The sequence below is a fragment of the Azorhizobium doebereinerae UFLA1-100 genome, from assembly GCF_000473085.1.
In the GTDB taxonomy this organism is placed as follows: Bacteria; Pseudomonadota; Alphaproteobacteria; order Rhizobiales; family Xanthobacteraceae; genus Azorhizobium; species Azorhizobium doebereinerae.
This window is the reverse complement of the sequence record NZ_AXBA01000002.1, coordinates 1-21,586: the sequence shown is the minus strand read 5'-3', so window position 1 is coordinate 21,586 and position 21,586 is coordinate 1. Positions and strand designations below refer to the sequence as shown.

23 protein-coding genes and 3 pseudogenes are annotated in these 21,586 nt (G+C 65.9%); 21 read left to right on the top strand and 5 right to left on the bottom strand.

Translation table 11 applies throughout. The features are described from left to right. Position 1: 1 nt before the first annotated feature. The 21 genes from YU1_RS0102475 to YU1_RS0102375 all read left to right on the top strand — a co-directional run bounded on the left by YU1_RS0102475 (position 2) and on the right by YU1_RS0102375 (position 19,599). Positions 2 to 982: a glycosyltransferase family 9 protein gene (locus tag YU1_RS0102475; RefSeq protein WP_029002730.1), complete on the top strand. Its 981-nt coding sequence runs from the start codon at positions 2 to 4 to the stop codon at positions 980 to 982. After that, the gene (locus YU1_RS0102470; RefSeq protein WP_029002729.1) at positions 979 to 1,278 is read left to right on the top strand and encodes a hypothetical protein; all 300 of its coding nucleotides are present in this window, start codon (positions 979 to 981) and stop codon (positions 1,276 to 1,278) included. Before YU1_RS0102475 ends, YU1_RS0102470 begins: the two co-directional genes overlap by 4 nt. Beyond that, positions 1,275 to 1,907 (top strand): hypothetical protein, encoded by a 633-nt coding sequence (locus tag YU1_RS0102465; RefSeq protein ID WP_029002728.1) that lies wholly within the window; start codon positions 1,275 to 1,277, stop codon positions 1,905 to 1,907. Before YU1_RS0102470 ends, YU1_RS0102465 begins: the two co-directional genes overlap by 4 nt. Further along, positions 1,907 to 2,293, top strand: coding sequence for a hypothetical protein (locus YU1_RS0102460; RefSeq protein ID WP_029002727.1), 387 nt, complete (start codon positions 1,907 to 1,909; stop codon positions 2,291 to 2,293). The genes YU1_RS0102465 and YU1_RS0102460 overlap by 1 nt, the downstream gene beginning before the upstream one ends. Continuing rightward, positions 2,293 to 2,949 carry a hypothetical protein gene (locus YU1_RS0102455; protein WP_035713478.1) on the top strand — a complete coding sequence of 219 codons (657 nt, stop codon included), beginning with the start codon at positions 2,293 to 2,295 and terminating at the stop codon, positions 2,947 to 2,949. Before YU1_RS0102460 ends, YU1_RS0102455 begins: the two co-directional genes overlap by 1 nt. A gap of 3 nt (positions 2,950 to 2,952) precedes the next feature. Beyond that, positions 2,953 to 3,240 carry a hypothetical protein gene (locus tag YU1_RS0102450; protein ID WP_029002725.1) on the top strand — a complete coding sequence of 96 codons (288 nt, stop codon included), beginning with the start codon at positions 2,953 to 2,955 and terminating at the stop codon, positions 3,238 to 3,240. After that, the gene (locus tag YU1_RS0102445; RefSeq protein ID WP_029002724.1) at positions 3,240 to 3,653 is read left to right on the top strand and encodes a phage tail terminator-like protein; all 414 of its coding nucleotides are present in this window, start codon (positions 3,240 to 3,242) and stop codon (positions 3,651 to 3,653) included. Before YU1_RS0102450 ends, YU1_RS0102445 begins: the two co-directional genes overlap by 1 nt. 164 nt (positions 3,654 to 3,817) lie before the next feature. Next, complete coding sequence (locus YU1_RS0102440; RefSeq protein ID WP_029002723.1) at positions 3,818 to 5,287, top strand: phage tail tube protein; 1,470 nt, start codon at positions 3,818 to 3,820, stop codon at positions 5,285 to 5,287. A gap of 62 nt (positions 5,288 to 5,349) precedes the next feature. After that, a complete protein-coding gene (locus YU1_RS0102435; RefSeq protein WP_029002722.1) occupies positions 5,350 to 5,772 on the top strand; it encodes a hypothetical protein in 423 nt (140 codons plus the stop codon). A gap of 92 nt (positions 5,773 to 5,864) precedes the next feature. After that, entirely contained in the window at positions 5,865 to 6,104 is a 240-nt protein-coding gene (locus YU1_RS27550; protein ID WP_156921921.1) for a phage tail assembly chaperone, read from the top strand. Between the two features lie 7 nt (positions 6,105 to 6,111). Continuing rightward, a complete protein-coding gene (locus tag YU1_RS0102425; RefSeq protein ID WP_029002721.1) occupies positions 6,112 to 8,319 on the top strand; it encodes a phage tail length tape measure family protein in 2,208 nt (735 codons plus the stop codon). Then, entirely contained in the window at positions 8,306 to 10,534 is a 2,229-nt protein-coding gene (locus YU1_RS0102420; protein WP_029002720.1) for a phage tail tape measure protein, read from the top strand. Before YU1_RS0102425 ends, YU1_RS0102420 begins: the two co-directional genes overlap by 14 nt. Positions 10,535 to 10,537: 3 nt before the next feature. Next, positions 10,538 to 11,194, top strand: a complete 657-nt coding sequence (locus YU1_RS0102415; protein ID WP_029002719.1) for a hypothetical protein — start codon at positions 10,538 to 10,540, stop codon at positions 11,192 to 11,194. Beyond that, positions 11,194 to 11,763: a hypothetical protein gene (locus YU1_RS0102410; RefSeq protein ID WP_029002718.1), complete on the top strand. Its 570-nt coding sequence runs from the start codon at positions 11,194 to 11,196 to the stop codon at positions 11,761 to 11,763. The genes YU1_RS0102415 and YU1_RS0102410 overlap by 1 nt, the downstream gene beginning before the upstream one ends. After that, a complete protein-coding gene (locus tag YU1_RS27545) occupies positions 11,760 to 12,161 on the top strand; it encodes a DUF6950 family protein (RefSeq protein WP_051356386.1) in 402 nt (133 codons plus the stop codon). The genes YU1_RS0102410 and YU1_RS27545 overlap by 4 nt, the downstream gene beginning before the upstream one ends. Before the next feature lie 2 nt (positions 12,162 to 12,163). Further along, positions 12,164 to 15,808: a phage tail protein gene (locus tag YU1_RS0102400; RefSeq protein ID WP_029002717.1), complete on the top strand. Its 3,645-nt coding sequence runs from the start codon at positions 12,164 to 12,166 to the stop codon at positions 15,806 to 15,808. Positions 15,809 to 15,821: 13 nt separating this feature from the next. Continuing rightward, positions 15,822 to 16,121 (top strand): hypothetical protein, encoded by a 300-nt coding sequence (locus tag YU1_RS33300; RefSeq protein WP_156921920.1) that lies wholly within the window; start codon positions 15,822 to 15,824, stop codon positions 16,119 to 16,121. Positions 16,122 to 16,162: 41 nt separating this feature from the next. Next, the gene (locus YU1_RS31700; protein ID WP_051356385.1) at positions 16,163 to 17,701 is read left to right on the top strand and encodes a tail fiber domain-containing protein; all 1,539 of its coding nucleotides are present in this window, start codon (positions 16,163 to 16,165) and stop codon (positions 17,699 to 17,701) included. A 420-nt stretch (positions 17,702 to 18,121) separates the two neighbouring features. Further along, positions 18,122 to 18,868, top strand: coding sequence for a peptidoglycan-binding protein (locus YU1_RS27535; RefSeq protein ID WP_051356384.1), 747 nt, complete (start codon positions 18,122 to 18,124; stop codon positions 18,866 to 18,868). A gap of 57 nt (positions 18,869 to 18,925) precedes the next feature. Further along, entirely contained in the window at positions 18,926 to 19,234 is a 309-nt protein-coding gene (locus tag YU1_RS0102380; protein WP_029002715.1) for a Pam3-gp28 family putative phage holin, read from the top strand. A 20-nt stretch (positions 19,235 to 19,254) separates the two neighbouring features. Next, on the top strand, positions 19,255 to 19,599 hold the full coding sequence (locus tag YU1_RS0102375; RefSeq protein WP_156921919.1) for a hypothetical protein: 345 nt from the start codon (positions 19,255 to 19,257) through the stop codon (positions 19,597 to 19,599). Positions 19,600 to 19,787: 188 nt separating this feature from the next. On the opposite strand, the gene YU1_RS0102370 is transcribed toward YU1_RS0102375, so the two are convergent. From YU1_RS0102370 to YU1_RS33295, 5 genes and pseudogenes are all read right to left on the bottom strand, one after another. Next, entirely contained in the window at positions 19,788 to 20,168 is a 381-nt protein-coding gene (locus tag YU1_RS0102370) for a hypothetical protein (RefSeq protein ID WP_156921918.1), read from the bottom strand. Between the two features lie 109 nt (positions 20,169 to 20,277). Then, positions 20,278 to 20,625 carry a hypothetical protein gene (locus tag YU1_RS0102365; RefSeq protein WP_029002712.1) on the bottom strand — a complete coding sequence of 116 codons (348 nt, stop codon included), beginning with the start codon at positions 20,623 to 20,625 and terminating at the stop codon, positions 20,278 to 20,280. Next, positions 20,622 to 20,962 (bottom strand): annotated as a pseudogene (locus YU1_RS0102360) (transposase); the annotation flags it as partial. The gene YU1_RS0102365 and the pseudogene YU1_RS0102360, both read right to left, overlap by 4 nt. A gap of 25 nt (positions 20,963 to 20,987) precedes the next feature. After that, positions 20,988 to 21,188 (bottom strand): annotated as a pseudogene (locus tag YU1_RS32525) (transposase); the annotation flags it as partial. A 127-nt stretch (positions 21,189 to 21,315) separates the two neighbouring features. Further along, positions 21,316 to 21,586 (bottom strand): annotated as a pseudogene (locus YU1_RS33295) (IS701 family transposase); the annotation flags it as partial.

Here is a 21,586-nt window from a genome sequence, read left to right as displayed (position 1 = left end):
CGTGGATCGCCTCCTCATCATCCGGTACGGCGGGTTCGGCGACGCTCTCCAGGCGGCGTCGATCCTGCCGCACCTCAAGGGGCGCGGGTTCCACATCACCTGGGACACGTCTGAGCAGGGATTCGAAGTTCTTCGCTCCGACCGCCTCATTGACGCTCTGCTGATCACGCCGGCGGGGTCCGTTCCGGAAGAAGCACTGCCGGAATATTGGAACGCTCGGTCGAATGGGTTCAACCAGGTGATCAACCTGTGCGAATCCGTCGAGAACGACAGCCTGCTGTTGCCCACGCGGCTCGGCTTCTATCACGACGACGCCACCCGCCGACGGCTCTACGGCGATGTGAACTATGTGGAGCGGATTCATGCCGTCGCAGGTGTGGCTGGCCCGTTCCTCCCGCGCTATTGCGCTTCCGACGACGAACTGCGCGCGGCCGCCGGTTCTGTCGCCGGCGCGCCTGCTGTGGTCCTGTGTTTGGCCGGATCGGCCGAATACAAGGTTTGGCCGCATGCCGGGTCGTTCGCGTGCCGGCTACTGGAAGCGACGGGCGCAAGGCTGTTCCTCGCCGGCGGAATCCGGGATGCCCATCTGGCTCAAGCCGTGCTGTCCTTGGTGGGCGATGCCCGCCCGGGCGATCTCGGTCGAGTTGTCGATCTGACCTCGGCGCCGATCCGCCAGACACTGGCGATAAGCAGCTTGGCGGCTGCCGTGGTCGGCCCCGAAACCGGCATCACGAATGCCGTGGCCGGCTTCTCGAACCGCAAGGTTGTGCTGCTGTCGCATTCATCGCCCAGGAACCTCACTGCCCATTGGCGGAACACGGTGGCTATCGAGCCCAGTGTCGCGTGCCACCCCTGTCATCGCCTGCACCAGACCACCAAGTTCTGCCCGCGCGGGCCGTCAGGGTTCGCGGCGTGTGCGGATGCCGTGCAGCCCGAAGACGTGCTCGTCCACGTCGTCATCGCCCTGGAGACAGCCCCATGACCGAGATGAAGACGGTGGTCGTGACGCAGCGCTTCCTCGGCGTGCGGGATGGGAGAGTCCATCCCGAATGGATCGAACTGGGGGAGATCGTCTCCGGCGACCTGGCGGTGGCCGCAGAGCACGGCGGTTGGACCGGCGATGCACCGACGCGTGGCGCCACGGCGGAACCTGGAGCACCGGAGGGCGATGATCTGGTGGTCAAGCATGCCGGCGGCGGCCGCTGGTGGCTGGTGCGCGGCGAGGATCGTGTGAAGGGGCCATTTGCCAGCAAGGCAGAGGCGGAAGCGGCGCGATGATCACGGATCTGCGCATCACCCAGGCCGCGCCAGACCGCGGGTTGTTGTCGATCGAGGAACTGCGCGCGGCCGCTAGCGTCTCGGACAGCACGCAGGATGCGAGCCTGTTGAGGACCGGACTGGCCGTGGCCGACACGATCAGCGGTTGGTGTTGCGTCGCCGGAGCCGGCATCGCGGCGCCAACCCTGCGCCAGGAGACCCTCGCGCAGACGTTCTGGCCGAAATGCGCGGTTGAAAGCCTGATCCTGGCGCGTCGCTTCCTCGGCACCGTCAGCGTCGTCGAGAACGGCGCGACGCTCAATGCTGCGGATTTCTTCGCCAACGAGCGGGCGGGCGTCCTGACCCGGCTGAACAATGGCTCTCCGTGCCGGTGGCAATCTGGCATCGTGGTGGTGACCTATCAGGCCGGCTTTGCCGACGTGCCCACCGATCTCGCCGAGGTGGCAGCCGAGATGGTCTCCCGGCGTAGCGGCACCGCGCGCGATCCCATGCTGAAGCGGGAACGGGTGGACGTCGCCGGGATCGAGCAGGTCGAGCGCGAATATTGGGTTGATGCGGCTGCCGCGGTCGATATCACCCCGGACATGGCCGATGTGCTCGGCCGATACAAAACGATCCAGGTGGGCTGATGCGCCTCGATGACACCCCCGCTGGCATGATTGCCCGGCTGGATGCGGCGCTGGGGCGGCGGGGGCAGGGGATCACGCTCAAGCGGATGTCCGGCGCCGGCCAGGCGCGCACGTCCGTCGACGTCGACTGTCGGGCCTTCGTGCGTGATTTCGACCCCTCCGAACTGATCAACGGCATGGTGCAGGGCACCTCGGAGGTCGTCATCTCACCCAGCGAAATCATCGTCGCCGCATGGGAGAGCGGTCGGCCAGCCGGCCAGGATGCGAACGTGCCCATGGCCGGCAACATGGTGACGATTCGGGGTAAGGACCGCCGCGTGATGGCTGCGGAGCCCTTCTACGCGAACGACACGCTGGTGCGGATCAGAATGGCGGTGGAAGGCTGATGGCCGTCACCTTCAAGATCGACCCCATCGGTCGGGACGAGATCCTATTTCTGAGCCAGGACATGACCCCGCAGTCCCGCAGCCAGGCGCTGGCCGATTTTGCCCGCCAGAACCTCTCTGAGGCCCTGGCCAGCAACACGGCGGCCTTGGGCTGGACGCCAACCTACGACACATTCGTGGACGGCCGCCCAGGCGCATCTGAGGAGCAGGTGCAGCCGGACGGCGAGATCGTCTACGAGTTCCATCTGATGAACGAGATGTTTGAGTGGATCGGCGAGATGCTGGTCACCCACTCACCGTCTCGCACCGGCCGGTACCAGGACTCCTTCGTGTTCACCGCAGACGGGACAGTCGTCGCGCCGGGGGCGCCACTGCCGGAGGCCGAGGAATACGTGTTCACGAACGTCCAGCCCTATGCCCGCAAGATCGAGCGTGGGCTGTCCGATCAGACGCCGGATGGCGTGTTCCATGTCGTCGCGGCGATGGCGCAGGGCCGGTTCGGCAATCTGGCCCGGATTCACTTCGGCTACCGAACCCCGCTCTTCGGTGCAATCGAGGAATGGGCCTCACGCACGTCGATGGAAAGCCCGTACCGCCGGGGCGCGCAGCGGGATGAATGGCTGCGCCGGCAGCCGGCGATCGTCATTACGAGGTGAGCCATGTCGATGACCCTGGACGAGGCCTTGGCGGCGCACGGCGGCGCTGTGCAGCGCGTGCGTGCGCTCGAGGAGGAACTGCGCCACGCCCAGCCCGCCACCAAGGCGGACATCGACGCTATCCTGGCCTCGCTGGCTGACCTGAAGGTATTGGTTCGAGCGAGCACCGCGCCCATCGTCCAGTCGTCGGAGGTGCTTGCATTCGAGTTGGCTGAACACCGGCGCTCCCTTCCGGCCATCGCCGTGCGTGCAGTGCATGAGGCGCGCCGCAACAACCACTGGCTTCGCTGATGGCCTCGGGCGCCGTCAAGGCCGCCGTCCGGGCGCGCCTGGCCGATAATTGGACCCGCTGCGAGGTCTTCTACCCCAACGGGCCCGAGGCCGAGGTGCCTACCGGAGGCACGGAGTTCCTATCCGTGCAGTTCCCTGTGTCCAGCGAGAAGCAGATCACCGTCGGAACTCCTGGCGACAACGTGTTTCGAGAGGAGGGCGGCATCCGCTTCGTCCTCTCGATCCCGCGCGACGCCGGCACCGAGGAATATGACCCCTGGATGGACGAGCTGGCGGCGCTGTTCCGAGGCAAGCAGTTCGGCGTCGTCACCACCTACGCCCCGTCATCGGCCGTTCTCGACGACCGGAACGCCGATGGCGCCTATTTCAAGCTGGCCATAGCGGTCCCGTACTACGCGGACCTCTTCGCCTGACCTCGATCCCGCTCATGCGGGCCGCCCACATGCTCCTTGGGCAAGAGCAGCCGCCAACTTCGAGATGAAGTCGGCATTCCCAGCCGGATCACGGTGCGCGGCCTCGCCGCCACCGACCCCCAGCGTCGCGATGACGCCGGCCTTCCCAGATGGAGCCCCCTATTATGGCTTTGCAGAGCACCAACCGCGTGCGCGTCGGGCGCGTGCGCGAAACGACCTATGGCGTCGTTCCCACCTCGCCGGTCTTCAAGGCCCAGCGCCTCACCTCCAACGCCCTCGCCGGGAACCCGCAGACCACGGTCTCGAATGAGATCCGGTCCGACCGCCAGGTCACGGACCTGATCCTCACCGGCGTGCAGGCCGGAGGCAATCAGGCCGGCGAGCTCTCCTTCTCGGCTGCCGACGATGACTTTGAGGAGGCCCTGCAGGGCACGTGGCTCAACAAGCCCTCGGTCACCGTTCTCACCGCCGACACCGAGATTTCCGACGTCTCGGCGACCACGCTCACGGTCGCCTCCGGCGGTGCCGCCTTCAAGGCCGGCCATATCTGCCTCCTGTCGGGCTTCCCCACCCCCGCGAACAACAAGCTTGCCCGAGTGGCAAGCGCCACTGCCACGTCCGTGGTGTTTCCCGCGTCGACATTCCTGCCGGAAACCGCGCCGATTCCGGTCGGCGCCGTCCTTCGCTCGGTGGGCTTCGAAGGCGCCTCTGGCGACATCGTCGCGACCGTCACCGGCGGGAATGCGCTCACGTCGACCGTGCTCGACTTCACCACGCTCGGGCTCAACAAGGGAGAATGGGTGAAGATCGGCGGCGGTTCGGCGGCGGCGAGCTTCGCCACGGCCGCGAACAATGGTTGGGCCCGCGTCTCGGACATCTCGGCGAACCGGCTGTCCCTCGGCATCGTCCCGTCGGGCTGGTCGGCGGACACGGGCACCGGCAAAGCGCTCCAGGTCTTCGCCGGCGACTTCCTGACGAACGGCACGAACCTCATCTCCAGCGCTTTCGAGCGGCAGTATCTCGACCACAGCCCGGTCACCTACGAATACCTGACCGGCCAGTGCATCGACCAACTCTCGATGTCGGTCCAGCAGCAGGCGATCGTCACCTATGAGGTGACCTGGCTTGGCTCCAACGCGACGACCGCGACGACCCGGGCGAGCGGCGCCAGCGACCTTGCGGCTCCGGCCAAGCAGGTCCTCAACGCATCTGCCGATGTGGGGCGGATCGCCTTCGATGGGTCCGCCATCACCGGCCCGAACTACGTGATGAGCGCGAATTTCTCCATCAACAACAACCTGCGTCGCCAGAACGCGGTCGGGAGCATCGCGGCCATCGGCGTCGGCAACGGCGAGTTCAGCGTCACCGGCACCCTGGAGACCTATTTCGGGGACGCGAGCATCCTCGCGAAGATCATGGGCAACAGTCTGACGTCCTTCGATCTCCGCGTGGGCCGCACCGATGGCGGGAAGGAGAAACTCGCCTTCGACTTCCCCGCGATCAAGCTGTCTTCGGGCTCGCCGAGCGTGTCCGGCAAGAATGCCGACGTGACCATCTCCGCCGGCTTCCAGGCGATCATGGATCCGGTCCTCGGCTACACCATGTCGGTCGGGCGTCTCTGGTACACGCCCTGATCGTCCAGTCATCGCCGGCGGAGGGCGTCTCCTCCGCATCCTCCACATGGCATGGGTGATTTATGGACGTTGCGAAGCTGAAGATGGTCGGAAACCGCGTGCTCAATGGCGCCTGGGTCAAGGACATCCCGCTGGATGGCTGCGATGACCTGGCGCTCAAGGTGCGTGGGCGGGACAATGTGGATGCGCGCCGCCTGCGCACGCGGTTGGTCGAGGAACTGAGCCTCCCAGCCGGTGCGGACATCCCGCTCGAGGATCTCGACCGCATCGGCATCGAAGTCATCGCAGGGGCGATCCTTGTCGACTGGAACCTCACCACCGAAGGCGCGGCGCTGCCCTGCACCCCGGAAGTCGTGCGCGAGCTTCTGGCTGATCCGGACTGCGGCCGCATGCTCGCGGAAGCCGCGCTCTACGCCTCGGCTGTGGTCGCGCGGACTGGCGCGGAGTCCTTCGAGGACGCGGCAAAAAACTCCGAGACGCCCTGATCTGGCAACTGGATTGGGGCGGCAAGGCCGACGCCATCCTCCGGGCCGCCGGCCCGGAGGGCAAAAACCTGCCGTTCATGCAGGACCGGGTGATGCCTGATCCGCGGCACTCCTTGGTGTGGAGCGCCTTCTTCGACCTCTGCGGCGACCGGCCCGCCGGGATGGGCTTCGTGGGCCAGATCCCGTTCTCAGCGATCGACCGCTACGCCGCCCGCTACGGCATCACCGACATCGATGAATTCGAGACGTTCCAGTCGCTCCTGCGGGTGATGGACGCCGCCTACGTGCGGCGCGCTGCGGAACAGATCGAAGCCGCATCCCGCCGCCGATAGGACAATCATGCCCTCTGTCGAGCTGATCAAACGCATCCGCACCGTCGCCACGACGGAGGGCATGGACAAGCTCGTGGCGGAGCTGCGTTCGGCGGCCAATGCCAACACGCGGTTCGCCGAGTCCGGCAACGTCGTCTCCTTGGCGACGGCTAAGCTCGGACGGGAGCAGTTGTCGGCCGCCAAGGCGATCGAGAGCACCGAGAAGCGCGTCGATGCCCAAGTCAGGAATCTCATTGCCTATCGGCGCGAGGTGGCCAACGTCGCGCTTGCCCTGCAGGAAGGCATTCGCACACAGGAGGAAGCCAACCGCATCCTGGATCTCGCCGCGATCAAGTATCACCAGGTCGGCGAAGCGCAGGATTTCCTGATCCAGAAGCAGGAGGATCTTGAGCGGCGGGCCCGTGCACTGCGCGAAGCATTGGACCCCGTGTATGCCGCGCAGAATAGGTTCAATGCTGCAATCAACGAGGCCGAGGACCTCTATACAGCAGGTGCAATAGCTGTAGGTGTATATGAGGAAGCGACCCGTCGCGCGGCGCAGACTCTTCGCGAGGCGCAGGTTGGTATCGTTCAGGCTGCGAAGCAGCAGAATGATGCGGCACAGACTGCCTTCAACACGTCATTCGGTGTGCGAGACGACTTCGATAGCAAGAAGCGCGAAGCGGACATTGCCGCCTATGGACAGGCCCTGAATGCCACCAGGGCCGAGTTCGACCCGCTTTTCGCAGCACAACTGAAATATCGCGGCCAGCTCGATCGCCTGAGCAGTGCTCTGCGGTCTGGAGGGATCGACCAACAGGTCTATTCAGCCAGGCTGAAAGAAACCAAGGCGGCCTTCGTCGAGACCATGGCCTCGATGGACAGGATCAGCGCCTCCACGCGCAGCGCGCGAGAGGCGGCGGCGCAGGCTGCTGCCGGAGCGGCATCGCAGGCGACCCTCACCGAGCGCGTGCGAGCCTTCGCGTTGGCCGCCGACCCAGCCTTGGCATCTCAAGAGAAGCTAAATGCCGCACTGGCGGAGGCTGAAGATCTCTACACCTCAGGTGCTATTTCGTTCGATCTGTATTCCCTCGGTGTCGCCAGGGCACGGGGCGAAATCGATCGAACTGGCGAGTCCGTTCGAAAGCTCGCTGACGCTCAGGCGGACCTGGAGCGCAGGGCTGTTTCGCTGCGTGAATCGCTGGATCCGGCTTATGCGGCGCAGAACGACTTCGGCGCCGCCGTCCGGGAAGCACAGGATCTCTACACTTCAGGCGCCATTTCGATTGACGTCTACAACGAGGCGATCAAGCGCGCTGGACGATCGCTGCGCGCGGCGCAGGTTGATGTCGTCCAAGAGGCCAAAGCAAAGGCGGATGCTGCGCAGGTCGCATTCAACACCTCGTTTGGTGTCCGGGACGATTTCGGCAGCGAGAAGCGTGCTGCCGACATCCTCGCCTATGGAGAGGCACTGGACGCGACCAGGGCGAAGTACGATGCCGCGTTCGCTGCGCAGCGCGAATATGACCAGTTCGTCGTCCAGGCAAAGGCGGATCTGGCCGCTGGCGCGATCTCGGAGGACGTCTATCGCACTGCGATCGAGAAGCGCACCATCGCGATGCAGTCGGCCAGCGCGGTGCAGGAAGCCGCAAGCCGCGCCGCGCGCGCCGAAGCCGCCACCTCGGCCCAGGCGAAGTTCAACAGCAGCTTCGGTATCGGCACGAAGGCGACCGACAATGGCGCCACCAATCCAGAGGTGGGCTCGGCCTTCGCTGATCTCAACCGGCTGCGCTTGGAATTCGTCCCGCTGGAGAAGGCTGCGGCGCAATACCAGGACCGCCTGAAGCAGTTGAAGCTGCTCAAGCCGCATATGGACGCCGACGAATACACCGCGGCGCTCCTGCGCGAGGAAGCCGCCTACAAGCGGGTGGTGAAGTCGATCGAGGAGTCTGGCAGCGGAGCCTCGAAGAGCTTCCGGCTGACCGGCTACGAACTCACGAATCTCGCCTACCAGTTCAATGACATGGCAACGATGGCCATGTCTGGTTCGAGTGCGTTCCAGATCGTCGCCACCCAGGGCGGCCAGTTCTACCAGATCCTGGCGGGCAGCCGGGGCGGACTGACCGCCGGCGTTAAGAACCTCGGCAACGTCATGGCTGGCCTTCTGACGCCCACGCGCTTGGCCGGGGGGGGCACTCGCCGGCGTCAGTCTCGCCGCCGTCATGGCCTATCGTGATTGGAGCACGACGTGGAACGCGCTCGATAATTCTCTCCAGGGGCTGGGCAAGACCACCCGGGCGAGCGTTCATGATCTTGAGGATTTCGCCACGGCCGGCGCGCGCGCGGCGCGCACTACGGTCTCCTCGGCCATGGAAATGGCAGCGGCATATGCGGCGACCGGCAGGACCGGCCGCGAAAACTTTACCGACCTGATCGCGGTCACGAACAACTACGCGACACTGACCGGGAAATCAGCGGCCGACGCGGCGAAGCGGTTGGCCGCTGCCCTGGCCGATCCTGCTGCCGGTGCGGAGGATCTGGACAAGGAGCTCAACTTCCTCAGCCAGTCGGAACTTGATCTGATCAAGTCGACCGCTGCGGCCGGCAAGATCGTCGAGGCGCAGCGGCTGATCATCGTCGCTCTCAATCGTGATCTGCCCGATGCCAACCGCAATCTCACGTGGTTCGGCGACAAGTGGCTCATCATCGCGAACAATGCCAGCCAGGCCTACGCGAGCCTCGGCAAGGCGCTCGGATTGGTGGTCACGAAGCCGGACATCGATACGCAGATCGGGGAAGCCGAGAAGCGTCTGGCGAATGCCAAGAATCTTGCCGAGAGCGGCAGCTCCAAGCTCTATCGCGATCAGGGCGCATCGCTGGCCGCGCAGGCCGAGCGGGAACTGATCGAACTGCGCAAGCAGCGGACCGAGGCGACCGAAAGGGCGGCCAGGGCGGAGAAGGATCTCCAGGAGAAGAAGGGCGCAGCGATCGCTGAGTCACGCGATCCGCGGATCGCCGACCTCCGGAAGATTGAGGAGAATATCACCACCGTCAACCGCGCGTTGGACAAGGCCGAAGCCGACCAGTTCGAGAAAATGTGGTCCGCCGATGCGGGAGTGTCGGAAGCGTCCAGACGGGTTGATACCTACAAGGAAGCGCTGAGCGGGCTGGTGAACCAGCGCAACGCGCTCGTCGGTTCCGACGCCAACCTGATCTCCTATTCCGAGCAGCTTACGCGCCGACGGGAACTCGAACTTGCCGTGACCCGTGCGCAGACCTCGGAGGAGAAAAGCCGGGCCCAGGCTGCTCTGAAAGCGGCCGACGCGGCGGCCAGCGGTGCGGGCGACGAACAGGTCAACGCAATCAAGACTGACGCGTTGCTCAAGTCCCAGGCCGAGACCTATGCGCAGTTGGCGATGGCGCAGAAGGAGCGCATGCGCAGCGCCGGAGAGGCTGTCACCGCCCAGGAGTTGGAGGCGCAACTCGTCGGAAAGACGGCCGGCGAGGCAGCAGTCCTGCGCGCCAACTACCGAGATTATGTCGATCTCCAGAGAGAGGCGGCGCTGGCCGGCACCGGCTTCGATGCCGCCAAGTACGAGGCCTTGAAACGCCAGAACGAGGCGCTGCGCGAGCAGGTTGACCTCACCGCGAAGTTGACCCTGCGCGACCAGGCGCAGTTCGACATCGACCAATTGGGCCGGACGAAGACAGACCAGACCATTGCGTCGGCACTGCGCTCCGCCGGCCAGCCCGTGGACCTCTCGTCCTACGAGGCCGGGCTGATGCGGGCGCGGGAGACGTTGACCGGCCTCAAGGATACGTCCCGAGACGTCTTCAACAGCATCATCACGGACATCCGCAATGGCGCTTCTGCCGGTGAGATCTTCGGCAACGTGCTGAACAAGGTCGCGGACAAACTACAAGATCTGGCGGTCGATCAACTCACGTCGGGGCTGTTCGGCAATAGCAAGTCGGGCAGCAGCGGACTGTTGGGCTCGTTCCTTGGCGCTTTCACCGGAGGCGGTTCTGGATCGGCTGCGGTCAACGTCGTGGGCGGGGCCGGAGCGATGGCGGTGCCCACGTTCTTCGCCGATGGCGGTCCGATCCGCGGGCCCGGAACCGGGCGTTCGGACAGCATTCTCGCCTGGGTCTCGAACGGCGAATACATCGTCAACGCTGCTGCGGCTTCCCGCAATCGCTCGACCCTCGACATGATCAACTACGCGCCGCACTTCGCCTCGGGCGGAAGCGTCAACGGAGGCGTTGTTCAGTCGTCTTCCGGGGAGCCGAGCGTCGCTTTCGGCGATACCCAGATCATCGTCCAGGGGAACGCAGACCAGGACGCGATCAACCAGATCCGCCTTGAGCTGGCCGAGCACAGGAGGCTGATGCCGTCTGTCGCCGTGAGTGCCGTCGCCCAGGCCCGCAAGAACCGCATGCCGGGGGTTTGAACCATGGCGATCACCTATCCCCGCGTCTATCCGTTCAGCGTCGCTGCCATCGCGGCCCCGTTGGTCTTCACCCCGTCCCGCGCGCAGAACACCACCCGCACGCGGGGCGGAGCCGTGCAGACGGCGGAGCGCGGACGCTCGCTATGGAGCATCGACGCGAAGACGACCATCCTCAATCCGGCGCAGTTCGAGGAGATGCAGGCCTGGTTCGATAGCCTCCGTGGCGGGCTGAACACCTTCATCTTCTACGACCCTGCCCGCGCACGTCCGCGGGCCTATCCGGGCGTCGGATGGTCCGGCGTGACCCGGCATAGCGGGCTGCCGTTCACCGGGAACTGCACCCTTCAGTCCGCTTCCGGCTACACCGTGCAGCTCAGCGACCTGCCGACATCATACGTGCTCTCCGCCGGCGACATGCTCTGCTGGCTGTGGGGCTCGACGCGGACGTTGCACCGTGCCGTGGAGACGGTCACCGCGGTCAACGGCGCGCTCACCGTGCAGGTGGAGCCTGACGTGCCTCCAGGCAGCCCCACGTTCGCGCAAGTGGCCCTGGAGACGGCCCACGCCGTGTTCCGGCTGGTGGACCCGTTCCCCGCGCCGCCGCGCGTCACCTACGGCGGCGACCAGATCGCGTTCAAGGCGATGCAGGCACTCTACTGATGGCACGTGCATTCGGTGCTGCGACGCTGGCTCTGCTCGACGGGCCGGCGCTGGTGGACCGCGACCTGGCGGTCATCGCCATGCCCGAGGGTACCTATGGCTTCTGGAGCGACGTCTACAGCGCGCAGTTTCCGGGATATTGGCCCGGCGTGACGTTCACTGGATCCGGGTCTCTGATCTCGATCACGCCGGTCATCCAGTCCCTCGCCGACGGCGTCCAGTCGATGACCGCGACGCTCTCCGGGCTGGCGAGCGACGTGCTGGTGACCATCGGCGAATACAACCTCCATCGCGCGAAGGTGCAGGTCGCCCGCGCGCTCTATGACCCCACCAGCCGGTCACTGGTGGCGGTGCACACCGTCTTTCGCGGCTTCGTCGATCGCGACGAGGTGCGCGAGAGCAGCGGGGAGGCGACGTTCGTCCTGGAATGCGTCTCCCGCGCCCGCGAGCTGGACCGGGCGACGAACCGCAAGCGGACGCACGCCGACCAGCAGCGGACCTATGGCGGCGACCAGGGCTTCGCCTTCACGACGAAAACAGCGAGCACCAAGCTGGTGATGGGGCGATGAGAGCGCGCGTCGAAAACTGGCATGCCCGCCTGACCGCGGTCATCGCCCGGTATGAATGCCTGCCCTTCGCCTGGGGGACTTCGGACTGCCTCACGTTCGCCGCCGACGCGGTCGAGGCCATCACCGGCAGGGCGTTCGATCGCCCGTCCTATAGCACGGCGGCGCAGGCCCGGCGCGTGATGCGGAACATGGGCGCCGCGGATGCCGGTGACGTGATCGCCTGCTTTTTCGACGAGATCGCGCCGGCCATGGCCCATGTCGGCGACCTCGCCGTGGTGGTGGACGAGGAGGGCCGCCGGGCCGGCGCCGTGTGCCTCGGCGACCAAGCCATTGCCAAGTCGAGCTTCGGTCTCGCCCGCGTGCCCCGCACGTCCATGCTCCGAGCATTTGCGATCTGAGAATGCGCCTCCTGCTGCTGATCACCGCCGCGCTCGTCATGGCGGCCGGGCCGGCGTGCGCCGATCCCATCTCCACGGCCCTTGTCGCCGGCGTGACCGCGCTGGGGACCGCCGGAACGGTCGGCGGCGCCATCGGCACTTTCTTGGTCAATACCGCTCTCGCGACGGGCTTTTCGTACCTCGCCCGGGCGGTGATGCCGAAGTCGTCGACCAAGGCTAGCGCGTCCACCAGCCAGCAGACGCTGAACCTGACGATCAACGCGGATCTGCCGCGCCAGCTCGTCCTGGGGGCCCGCGCCGTCGGCGGGTCGCTGCACTATTTCTGCAAGTTCGGGCCGCAGAACGAAAACGTCGACCTGATCATCGTGCTCGCTGATCACGAGATCGCCAGCCTGGAGAAGCTGTGGGTCAACGGCATCGGCGTGTCGATGCACATCGACGAGAACGGCTACCAGGACGTCCCGGAATTTCACGACAAGTACGGCATCTCGATGCTGTCGTTCCGGCTCTACAAAGGCACGCCCGGGCAGCCGGCCGATGCCGAGGTGATCGGAGATTCCGGTGGCCAGTGGACGTCCGGCCACACGCTGAGCGGCTGCGCATACGTCAAGGTCCGCCTCGTCTTCAATCCCGACGTCTGGGGCGGCGAGCTGCCGACCTTCCTGTGGCTGGTCCGGGGCGCGAAGCTCTACGATCCGCGCAAGGACAGCACCATGCCGGGCGGCTTCGGCGCGCACCGCTGGGGCAGCCCCGAGACCTATGAGTTCGCCGACAGCCTGGAGCTGTGCCGCTACAACTACCTGTGCGGCATCTACAACAACGGCGACAGGTGGTTCGGCGTCGGCCTCGCCGCCGATGAGATCGACACGGCGAAGTCCATCGCGGCGATGAACGCCTGCGAGGAGATGGTGCTGTGCCGGGACGGCACCTATGAGCCGCGCTATCGCTGCGCCGCCGTCATCGACGCCGACGAGGACCACGCCAGCGTCCTGGCCAAGTTCTCGACCGCCTGCGCCGGCAGCATGCCGGACCTCTCCGGCATGTACGCGCTCCAGCCCGGCGTGGCGCAGATCCCGGTCATCGGCTTCACCGACGCTGACCTGATCGATGGCGCCGACCTCACCGGCTCGCGATACCAATCCCTTGGGGACGTCGCGAACGAGGTGACCGGGACCTGGGCGGACGTCACCGCGCTCTACCAGAGCGGCTCGGTCCCCACCCGCTTCAGCTATGACGACGAGGCTCTCGACGGCGGATACCGCCGGTCGGCGGCCTATGACCTCTCGTTCATCTATTCGCAGTCGCAGGGCCAGCGCTGCCTGGAAATCTACCGCCGGCTGGCGCGCCGCCAGATCACCCACACGCTCACCCTCCGGCGCCGCTACGCGGTCCTGGAGGCCGGCGACTGGATCACGTGGACGTCCGATAAGTTCGGCTATGTGGACGGCGTGTTTCGCGTCGAGGCGCTGACGCTGAACGACGACTGGACCGTGACGCTTCAGATCCGCCAGATCGACGATGCGGTCTATGCCTGGAGCGTGGCGGACGAACTGGACCCGGCCAATCCGACCAGCCTGCCGTCCGCCGGGCCGCCGGCCGATATCGTGGTCAACGTCCAGGTGGCCACCGCCCAGGTCAATTCCGTCGATGGCACGCAGGTGCCGGGCATCCGCGTGACCTGGAACCCGATCACCGATCCCACTGTCTATGGCCTGGTGATCGAGTATCGCCGGGTCGGCGATGCGCCGTGGCAGACCTATGTGGCGGGCGAGACGCAGGTGCGCGAGGGCACGGCGACCATCACCGCCGGCATCGTCGGCGGCGATTTCTACCAGGTGCGCATCACGGCGCTCACGTCGCCGCGCCGCGTGGTGGACGTGTCCGCCATCGCCACCACCTCCAGCAACACGGTGGAGGTGATCGTCAACCGCGCCTTGGTTTCCGCTGTCGCGGAGGCGGTGCAGCCGGGCTCGATCACCAATGACGCGCTCGCCGCGCTGACCCGCCAGCAGTTCGACAAGGCGGTGATGGACCTGGACGCGGCCACCGTCGCCATGGTCGTGCAGATGGTGGATGACGACGCGCGGCTGTCCCTCCTCTCCAGGGCGACCGGCAAGCTGAGCGCGGACGTGGCGGCTGGCCTCAACCCGCTTTCGGCCGGTATCGAGCGCATCGACCAGGTCCAGGCCGCGATGGAACTGGCCATCGCGCAGACGCAGACCACGCTCGATGCTCAGATCGCCGGCGTCGCCACCGAACTGACCATCGAGGAGAGCGCACGCGCCTCGGCGGACAATGCGCTGACGACGCAGATCACCACCGCCTCGGCGCAACTGGGCGATGCCATCGCCGTGGTGCAGGACCAGATCGAGGCCATCGCCACGGCATCCGAGACCACGGCGCGGGACACCTATGCCCTCTCCGTCGTGGACCTCCAGAACGCCGATGACGCCGCCGTGGCCGCGTTCGTCGAGGCCGTGGCGCGCGGCGCCGGCGATGCGGAGCTGCGGCAGGTGGCGCAGTTCAATTCGGCGGGCATCCAGGAGGTGCGCACTGCCACCGTCGCCAACGGTGCGGCCATCGCCACCATCCAGACCAACCTGACGGCCGAAACCTCGGCGCGGCAGGCGGCGATCCAGACCGTGCAGCAGGCCCGCGCCGACGGCGACGCGGCGGTGGCTTCGCAGATGACGGCCCTGGTGGCGCAGGAGACCGCCGCCCGGGGCGCGGCCATCCTCACCGAGACCTCCGCCCGCGTCGCCGGGGACAATGCCAGTGCCGCTGCGATCAGCACGCTGGTAACGCAGGTCAACGCCAACACGGCGGCAATCAGCACCGAGACGACGGCACGCACGAACGCGGACAGCGGCTTGTCGTCCAGCATCACCACGGCGCTGGCGCGGGCGAATGGCGCGTCGGCGACAGGCCAGTTCGGCATCGTGGCCACCGCCGGCGATCTCGGCGCGGCGGTGAGCTATAGCGTGATGCTTCAGGCCGGCTCCGTTTGGGGCGGCATGCGCTTTGACGTCATGTCGGGAGGGAGCTCGCGCATCCTGCTTCATTCGGGGTCGTTCCAACTCTGGGATGCATCGTCGGGATTTATAACCCCTGCGTTCGACTATTCCGGCGGGTATTTCGCGCTCAATGGCAACGTGCGGGTGAACGGAAACCTTGTTGTCACTGGATCAATCTCGTCCGCTCAGATCAGCGAAGGCGCGAACCTCGGCGCGCAAGGTATTGCTGCCGCATCTCAGAACTTCTCCACCGGCGCGACCGACTGGTTTTATGTCGGATCAGAAATCGTCCTGAACACGCCGACAAAGGGCGGGTACACCTATCCTATGGTGCATCTGCGATGGGCCAGCTCGGTCACAAGTCTCGGGGGTAGCTCTGGAAGCTTTGCCCAGGGAAGCTACTCATTCAGAATCTTGTGCAACGGCGTTGTTGTCTATGAAGTTGATCCCGTTGTCTCGTACAGCGTTGGACCGTCTACTGGTGCCGGTCAGGGCGCGACTGACTTCTTCTACATGTCCACGGCCGGGACGCAGATGTATTTCCAGCTTCAATTTAAGCACAATATGTCGAGTGTCGGCGGAGCGGTCGGAAATCTATTTTTGAAGGTTGCTGCGTCTGCCTACGGTAGATGAAGGTGGAGGCAATATGGAAATACATGCTGATACATCATTCAACCCGCCTCGTCTGATTGGATACGTCGTTATCCTTGATGGCGAAGCGGTTTCGGATGTCACTTACGCCAGCGAGGAGGACGGCATTGTCGTGCGCGCTCAGCGCGACGAGCAAGGCGTGATCCGGGTGCTCGCCGGGCATTACAAGGTGGATGTGCTCAACGGCGCCGTGCAGATCCGCCAGATCGAGGGCGCGGTCGTGAACCCGACCTATCAGGTCGTGGCCCCGCAGTGGCCGGCAACCGAAGGCCCGCCCGCTCCCCCCGCAGAGTGATTCCCTCCGGACTTGGTGGGCTCGCATAGAAGGAGGCGGCCATGCCGCAGATCGACAAATACACCGCCGGCTCGGTGGCCGTCACCAATGGCAGCAGCACCGTCACGGGCACGGCCACAGCGTGGGTGACCAACGGCATCGATTATTCCGTGCTCGCCGGCCATGACATCGTGATCGGCAACTTCATCGCCAAGATCACGGCGGTGAACAGCAACGGCACGCAGCTCACCATCGTGCCGGCCTATACCGGCGCCACGGCGGCGGGCCTCGCCTATGCCATCTATCGCACCAGCTATCTCCAGACGCCGGCCGTCATGGGCGCGGTCCAGTCGGTGCTGGCCAAGGGCGGCAGCACCGCGCCGCTCGCCGCGCTCTACGTGGACAGCGGCGGCATGCGCGCGGCGCTGCGCGACGACGGCTCGGGCAATATCGGCATCTATGCCGGCGGCACCGGCGTCGCCGACGGTTCCATGGTCCAGGCGGCCAAGTACGACCGCGCGGCGGGGCGTTGGAGTTTCAATGGCGCGCTCGGGGTGAGCGGTGGCGACGTGACCTTGACCCGCGACACCGGCGCGCTCTCGTGGCTGTCGTCCGCCGGGCGGGGTTGGCGCGCCTATAACCAGTCGACCGGATCGACCTTCGGTGGACTGTCCTTCCAATACACGTCCGATGCCTTCGCGACCACACTCACCGAAGCGCTGATCCTCCAATCCACGGGCAACGTGCGGGTGATCAACAACCTCGGGGTCAACCAGGCGTCGCCCGCCGCCCGGGTCCACGCGACGGCGGGCAGCTCGACGGGCGTGCGCGTGGATGTGACCGCATCCAGCGGGCCGCCGATCCAGTTCTACAAGTCAGACGGCGCCACGAACCAGAAGTATTGGGACTTCGCTATCAATGCGAATGGAACTGTCGGTACTCTGCGGCTTGTGAGCGACGATTACACCGCGGCGACGCCCGTATTCGATGTGTCCCGCACGGGCATTACCAACGGCGGCGTCTACTACGCCGGCGGGCTGTATCCGAACGCCGACAACTCTCTCCCGCTCGGCAATGCCTCGCTGCGATGGGGCGTCATCTTTTCGGCTACCGGCGCCATCAACACGTCGGACGCGGCCCTGAAGACTGGCCTGGCGCCGGGAGCGGCGCCGCTGCCGATCGCCGACGATGTGCTGGATGCCTGGGGCGACGTCCACGTCGTGGCCTATCGCTTCATCGACGCGGTCGCGGCGAAGGGCGAGGCGGCGGCCCGCATCCATCATGGCTGGATCGCGCAGGAGGTGGAGGCGGCGTTCGCCGCGCGCGGGCTCGACGCGGCGCGCTATGGCTTATTCTGCCGTGACGAGATCACCGCACGCGAGGAGATCGCGACCACCCTGCAGGTGGACGAGACCGACCCGGAAACGGGAGCCGTCGTGACGCGCGCCTATCCCGACAAGGAGATCGTCGAGACACCGGCCGGCGAGAGGCTGGGACTGCGCTATGACGAATGCCTGGTGCTGGAGGCCGCATGGGCGCGCCGTGAGATCGCCCGCCAATCCGCCCGCATTGCTGCCCTGGAGGCGGCCGCCTCTGTCTGAGCGTGAGGCTTGAACGTCACGGTCGGGTGACACCGGATTCTGGTTCGCTTGGACCGATGCCACCCGACCGAAGCGCGTTATGACCCGGAACGCGCGTCGTAAAACTATGCCCTTCGGATCGGTCGAGCAAGAAAATGATCGATTCCGCACATTATTTACCTGTGTAATAAAATCAGCGCCACGCGAAATCCCGATATAGCGAAGACAGTCAGAATAGCTATAAATGGAACTGCTCCCATAGGCATTCTCATGTGCGCCCCCTTAGGCATTTCTAGCGATGAATAGCTTGAGGTTGCCGCCATCGCCATCCCCTGAGACGTACTTTAACCTATCGGAACTGGCTTGCGGAGTCCTAAGCCTGTCCCTCGCACGCCTGTCGGCCGATGGATCTGATCTTCCCCTGAAAATCCGGAGAGCATCATGCCGACCTTCAGCGCCTTGAAGGGCGAATACGCACGTCTGTGGTCTACCATGCAGATCGTCCCCACCAGGGCGGCGGCGGCCGACGCGATGGCCAAGCAGATCATCGCGGGCAAACCCCGTTACTTGGCGGTCACCGCCGCCACGGGGGTGCCCTATCACGTCATCGGTCTCATCCATGCGATGGAGGCGAGCCTCAGCTTCTCCACCCATCTGCACAATGGCGACCCCCTGACCGCCCGCACCAAGCAGGTGCCGAACGGGCGGCCGAGGACGGGCTCGCCGCCGTTCCCGTGGGAGGCGAGCGCGGCGGATGCCCTGCGGTATGACGGGCTCGACACGGTGAAGGAGTGGAGGGCCGAACGCATCGCCTTCGTGCTCGAAGGCTACAACGGGTGGGGCTATCGCAACTTCCACCCCACGGTGCTCTCCCCCTACCTGTGGAGCTTCTCCAGCCACTACAGCAAGGGCAAGTATGGGGCCGATGGCGATTGGGGCGCCGGCCTGGTGTCGCAGCAGTGCGGCGCCATGGTGCTGCTGTCGCGCCTGATCGCCCTGGACCCGAGCATCCAACTCGCGCCTTCGGGCGAGGTCGCGCCCGACATGGACGTGGAAGACCTGCAACTGGCCCTCAACGTCTTCGGCTACGGGCTGGAGCCGGATGGGCGCTACGGCCCGAAGACCGATGCTGCCCTGTCCAACTTCGAATCCCGGCTCGCCGCCTTCAAGGCGCGGCGCGCCGCCTGATCCCGCGCCCGGCCGGGCTCGCCCGGGCACTCTCTCCCCCCACCATTGAGGCTCATCATGTCCAATATCGCGTCTGCCGTCCTCGCGGCGGCTGCGGCTGCTGCCGCGCGTCCCGATGTCCCGCTTGCCGCGGGCGACGTGGCGCCCGTCGCCGCTGCCATCACCGAAGCCATGCCTGCGCCGGCGGGGCTCGAAACTCTGTGGCCGCAGCTCGTGCGCTACGCCATCGCCATGGCCGGCACGGCGCTGGCCGCGCGCGGCCTCGGCGAGGCGGCCGACTGGCAGGCCCTGTCCGGCGCGGTGATCGCCGTCGCCCCCGTGGTCTGGCGTATCGCCGCGACCCTTCTCGCCCGGCGCGCGGTCTGACCTGAAAGGTGGTGGCGGAGATGGCTGACGTGCCCCCTCCCGGTGAGCCGGCCCTGTACGGGATCAAGCTCGCCTATCTGATCGCCGGCGCGGCGGGCGGCATCGTCCGCTCGCTGTCCAAGCCCGGCGGTGGGCTCATCGGGCTCATCTCCGCCACCGTCGCCGGCATGCTGCTGGCCGGTTATCTCTCGCCGGTGGTGGCCGTGCACGCCGCTCGCTGGATGGCGTCGCCCGACCTCACTGCCGCCAGCGTCGAAGGCATGGTCGGCTTCCTGCTCGGCCTGTCCGGCATGACGGGCGTGGAGGTGGTCATTCGCCGGGTGTTCCGCCGCCTGCCGTCGCCACCGAGCGGGGAGGGCCGTTGATGGCCTATTCCCCTCTCCCTGACGATGTGCTCCAGCGGGCCGTGGAACTGCTGGCCACGCACGGCTCCGAGCGCAAGGCCGCCAAGGCGGCGGGCTTGAGCCGGACCACGTTTCAGCACCACGTGCGCTGTGCCGCCGAGTGGGGCCTCATGGGCGCCAGGCCCGTGCTGCACGGCTTTCCCATCAGTTCAGTAGCTCCCCGGAGCGTCCGCCGGCTTCTGCGCCGCGGACAGGATCTTGGTCTGGATCAGGCTGGCGATCTCCAACCATTCCGTGTTCCAAGCCATGGCCGATTGTTGGAGGAAGGCGGCTTCCCTGGACAGCAGGTTGGCCGGGCCGTCCTCGCGGGAGAGGTCCGCCAGCAGGTTGACCTGGGCCTGGATCTCGCCGGCGGTGAACTTCTGCAGATGAGTGGAGACCGCCAGCGGCGTTTCGAACCAGAAGGCCTGCATGGCAGCCAGCGGCCAAGCACTGGGCGTAGCCACCCCCGGCTGGAACTTGCTCCATTGCTCCTGGAAAGAGCGCATACCGTCTTGAAGCGCGGTCGAGAAAGTGGAAGCGTCAGTCATCGCTAGTCCTCCACGCGGTGAGCACAAAGCTTAACACAAGCTGCACACGAAACCTTGCGCGGAATCAAGGGCGCCTCGGGCCGGGCGCTTTAGCAGGCTGTTGAAGAAGTCAGTCCGGCTCGCAGACGAAGCCTGATTCGTCGCCGCTGTGTATGTAGAAATGGCCGATGAGGCGTCCGGCGGTGCCGATTTCCACCCAGCCCCGGCCGCAGATCGGGTCGGTTTCGTCGTGACCTTCCCAGGAGAATTCCGCGCAGGCGGTACCACCCCGTGCACCGTAGCGGACATCTAGCCAGCTCTTGAGGGCGTCGAAGACGATTTCGCCGTCGGTGTCGCCCTCGAAGGTGATGTGGGCGGGCTCGACCAAGTCGAGGTAGTCCCGGTCGGGCCAGGTGTCCATCTCGACGATGCGCCAACGCCCCTTGAAGGCCTTGGCCAGGGCGGACTTGGGCTTCATGCAAGCGCCTCCCCGGCACGCAGCTTTGGTAGCCGCACCAGATTGTAGGCGGCGGCCGTGAAGGCGAAGGCCCAGTCCACCTTGTCCAGCCCGCGCAGCTTGGTCTTGCGCATTCCGGCCACCGTCTTGATCCAGCCAAAAGCTTCCTCGATGCGCTTGCGGATGCGGATGGACGCGGCGTAGCTGGGGCGCCGGGTGGTGCGCTTGTCGATGGCCGAGCGCCGCCGGTTGGTGTTCTGCGCCACATGGGCCGGACGTTCAGCGTGCGCAGTTCCTCGACGATGTCGGCTGCGTCGTAGCCCCGGTCGGCGCCGAGTGTGATGGCGCGGGGGCGGTCGCCCCAAGAACAGTTCGAACACGCCAGCCTGGCGTAGCCGCCAGGACCTTTTCCAGACGCTGTTCCAGGAGCCGTACTCGGCCGGCAGGGCGCGCCAGGAGGTGTTGTGCACGGTGAAATAGTGCATGGCTTCGAGGAACTTGCGGTCATCCCGCCCCTTGTCGCCGCGCCGCGAGCGGCAGGCGCGGAACACCTTAAGCGCCACCGCCCAATCCTCGTCCGTCATCCGCGTCAGCATGGTCGATCTCGCCAAAAGCGGACCCGCTATGAATCACCGAAGCAGGCGGAAGGGAATCCCCCTCCGCTGCGACACCGTCAAATCCGTCCACACTGCCTAGCACTACTTTGGCATTTTACGTCTGAAGCGCGCCCTGCATTGTGGACATCTGAGTGTGTCCGGCTTGAAGATCTGATCCAGGATGGCCTGCCGGATTGCCGGTAGGGTCGGCCGCGGAGGTGGGCCGGAGATCCTTTTTCCCCCCGCTCGCCTGACCAAGGCGTTGGTTCTGAAGGAAGGCGTAGGCGATCATCGTCATCACGGCGTGCCTGTGCAGTCCGCTCCAGGACCGGCCCTCGAAGTGATCGAGCCCGAGTTCCTCCTTCAACTGCTGGTGGGCCTGCTCG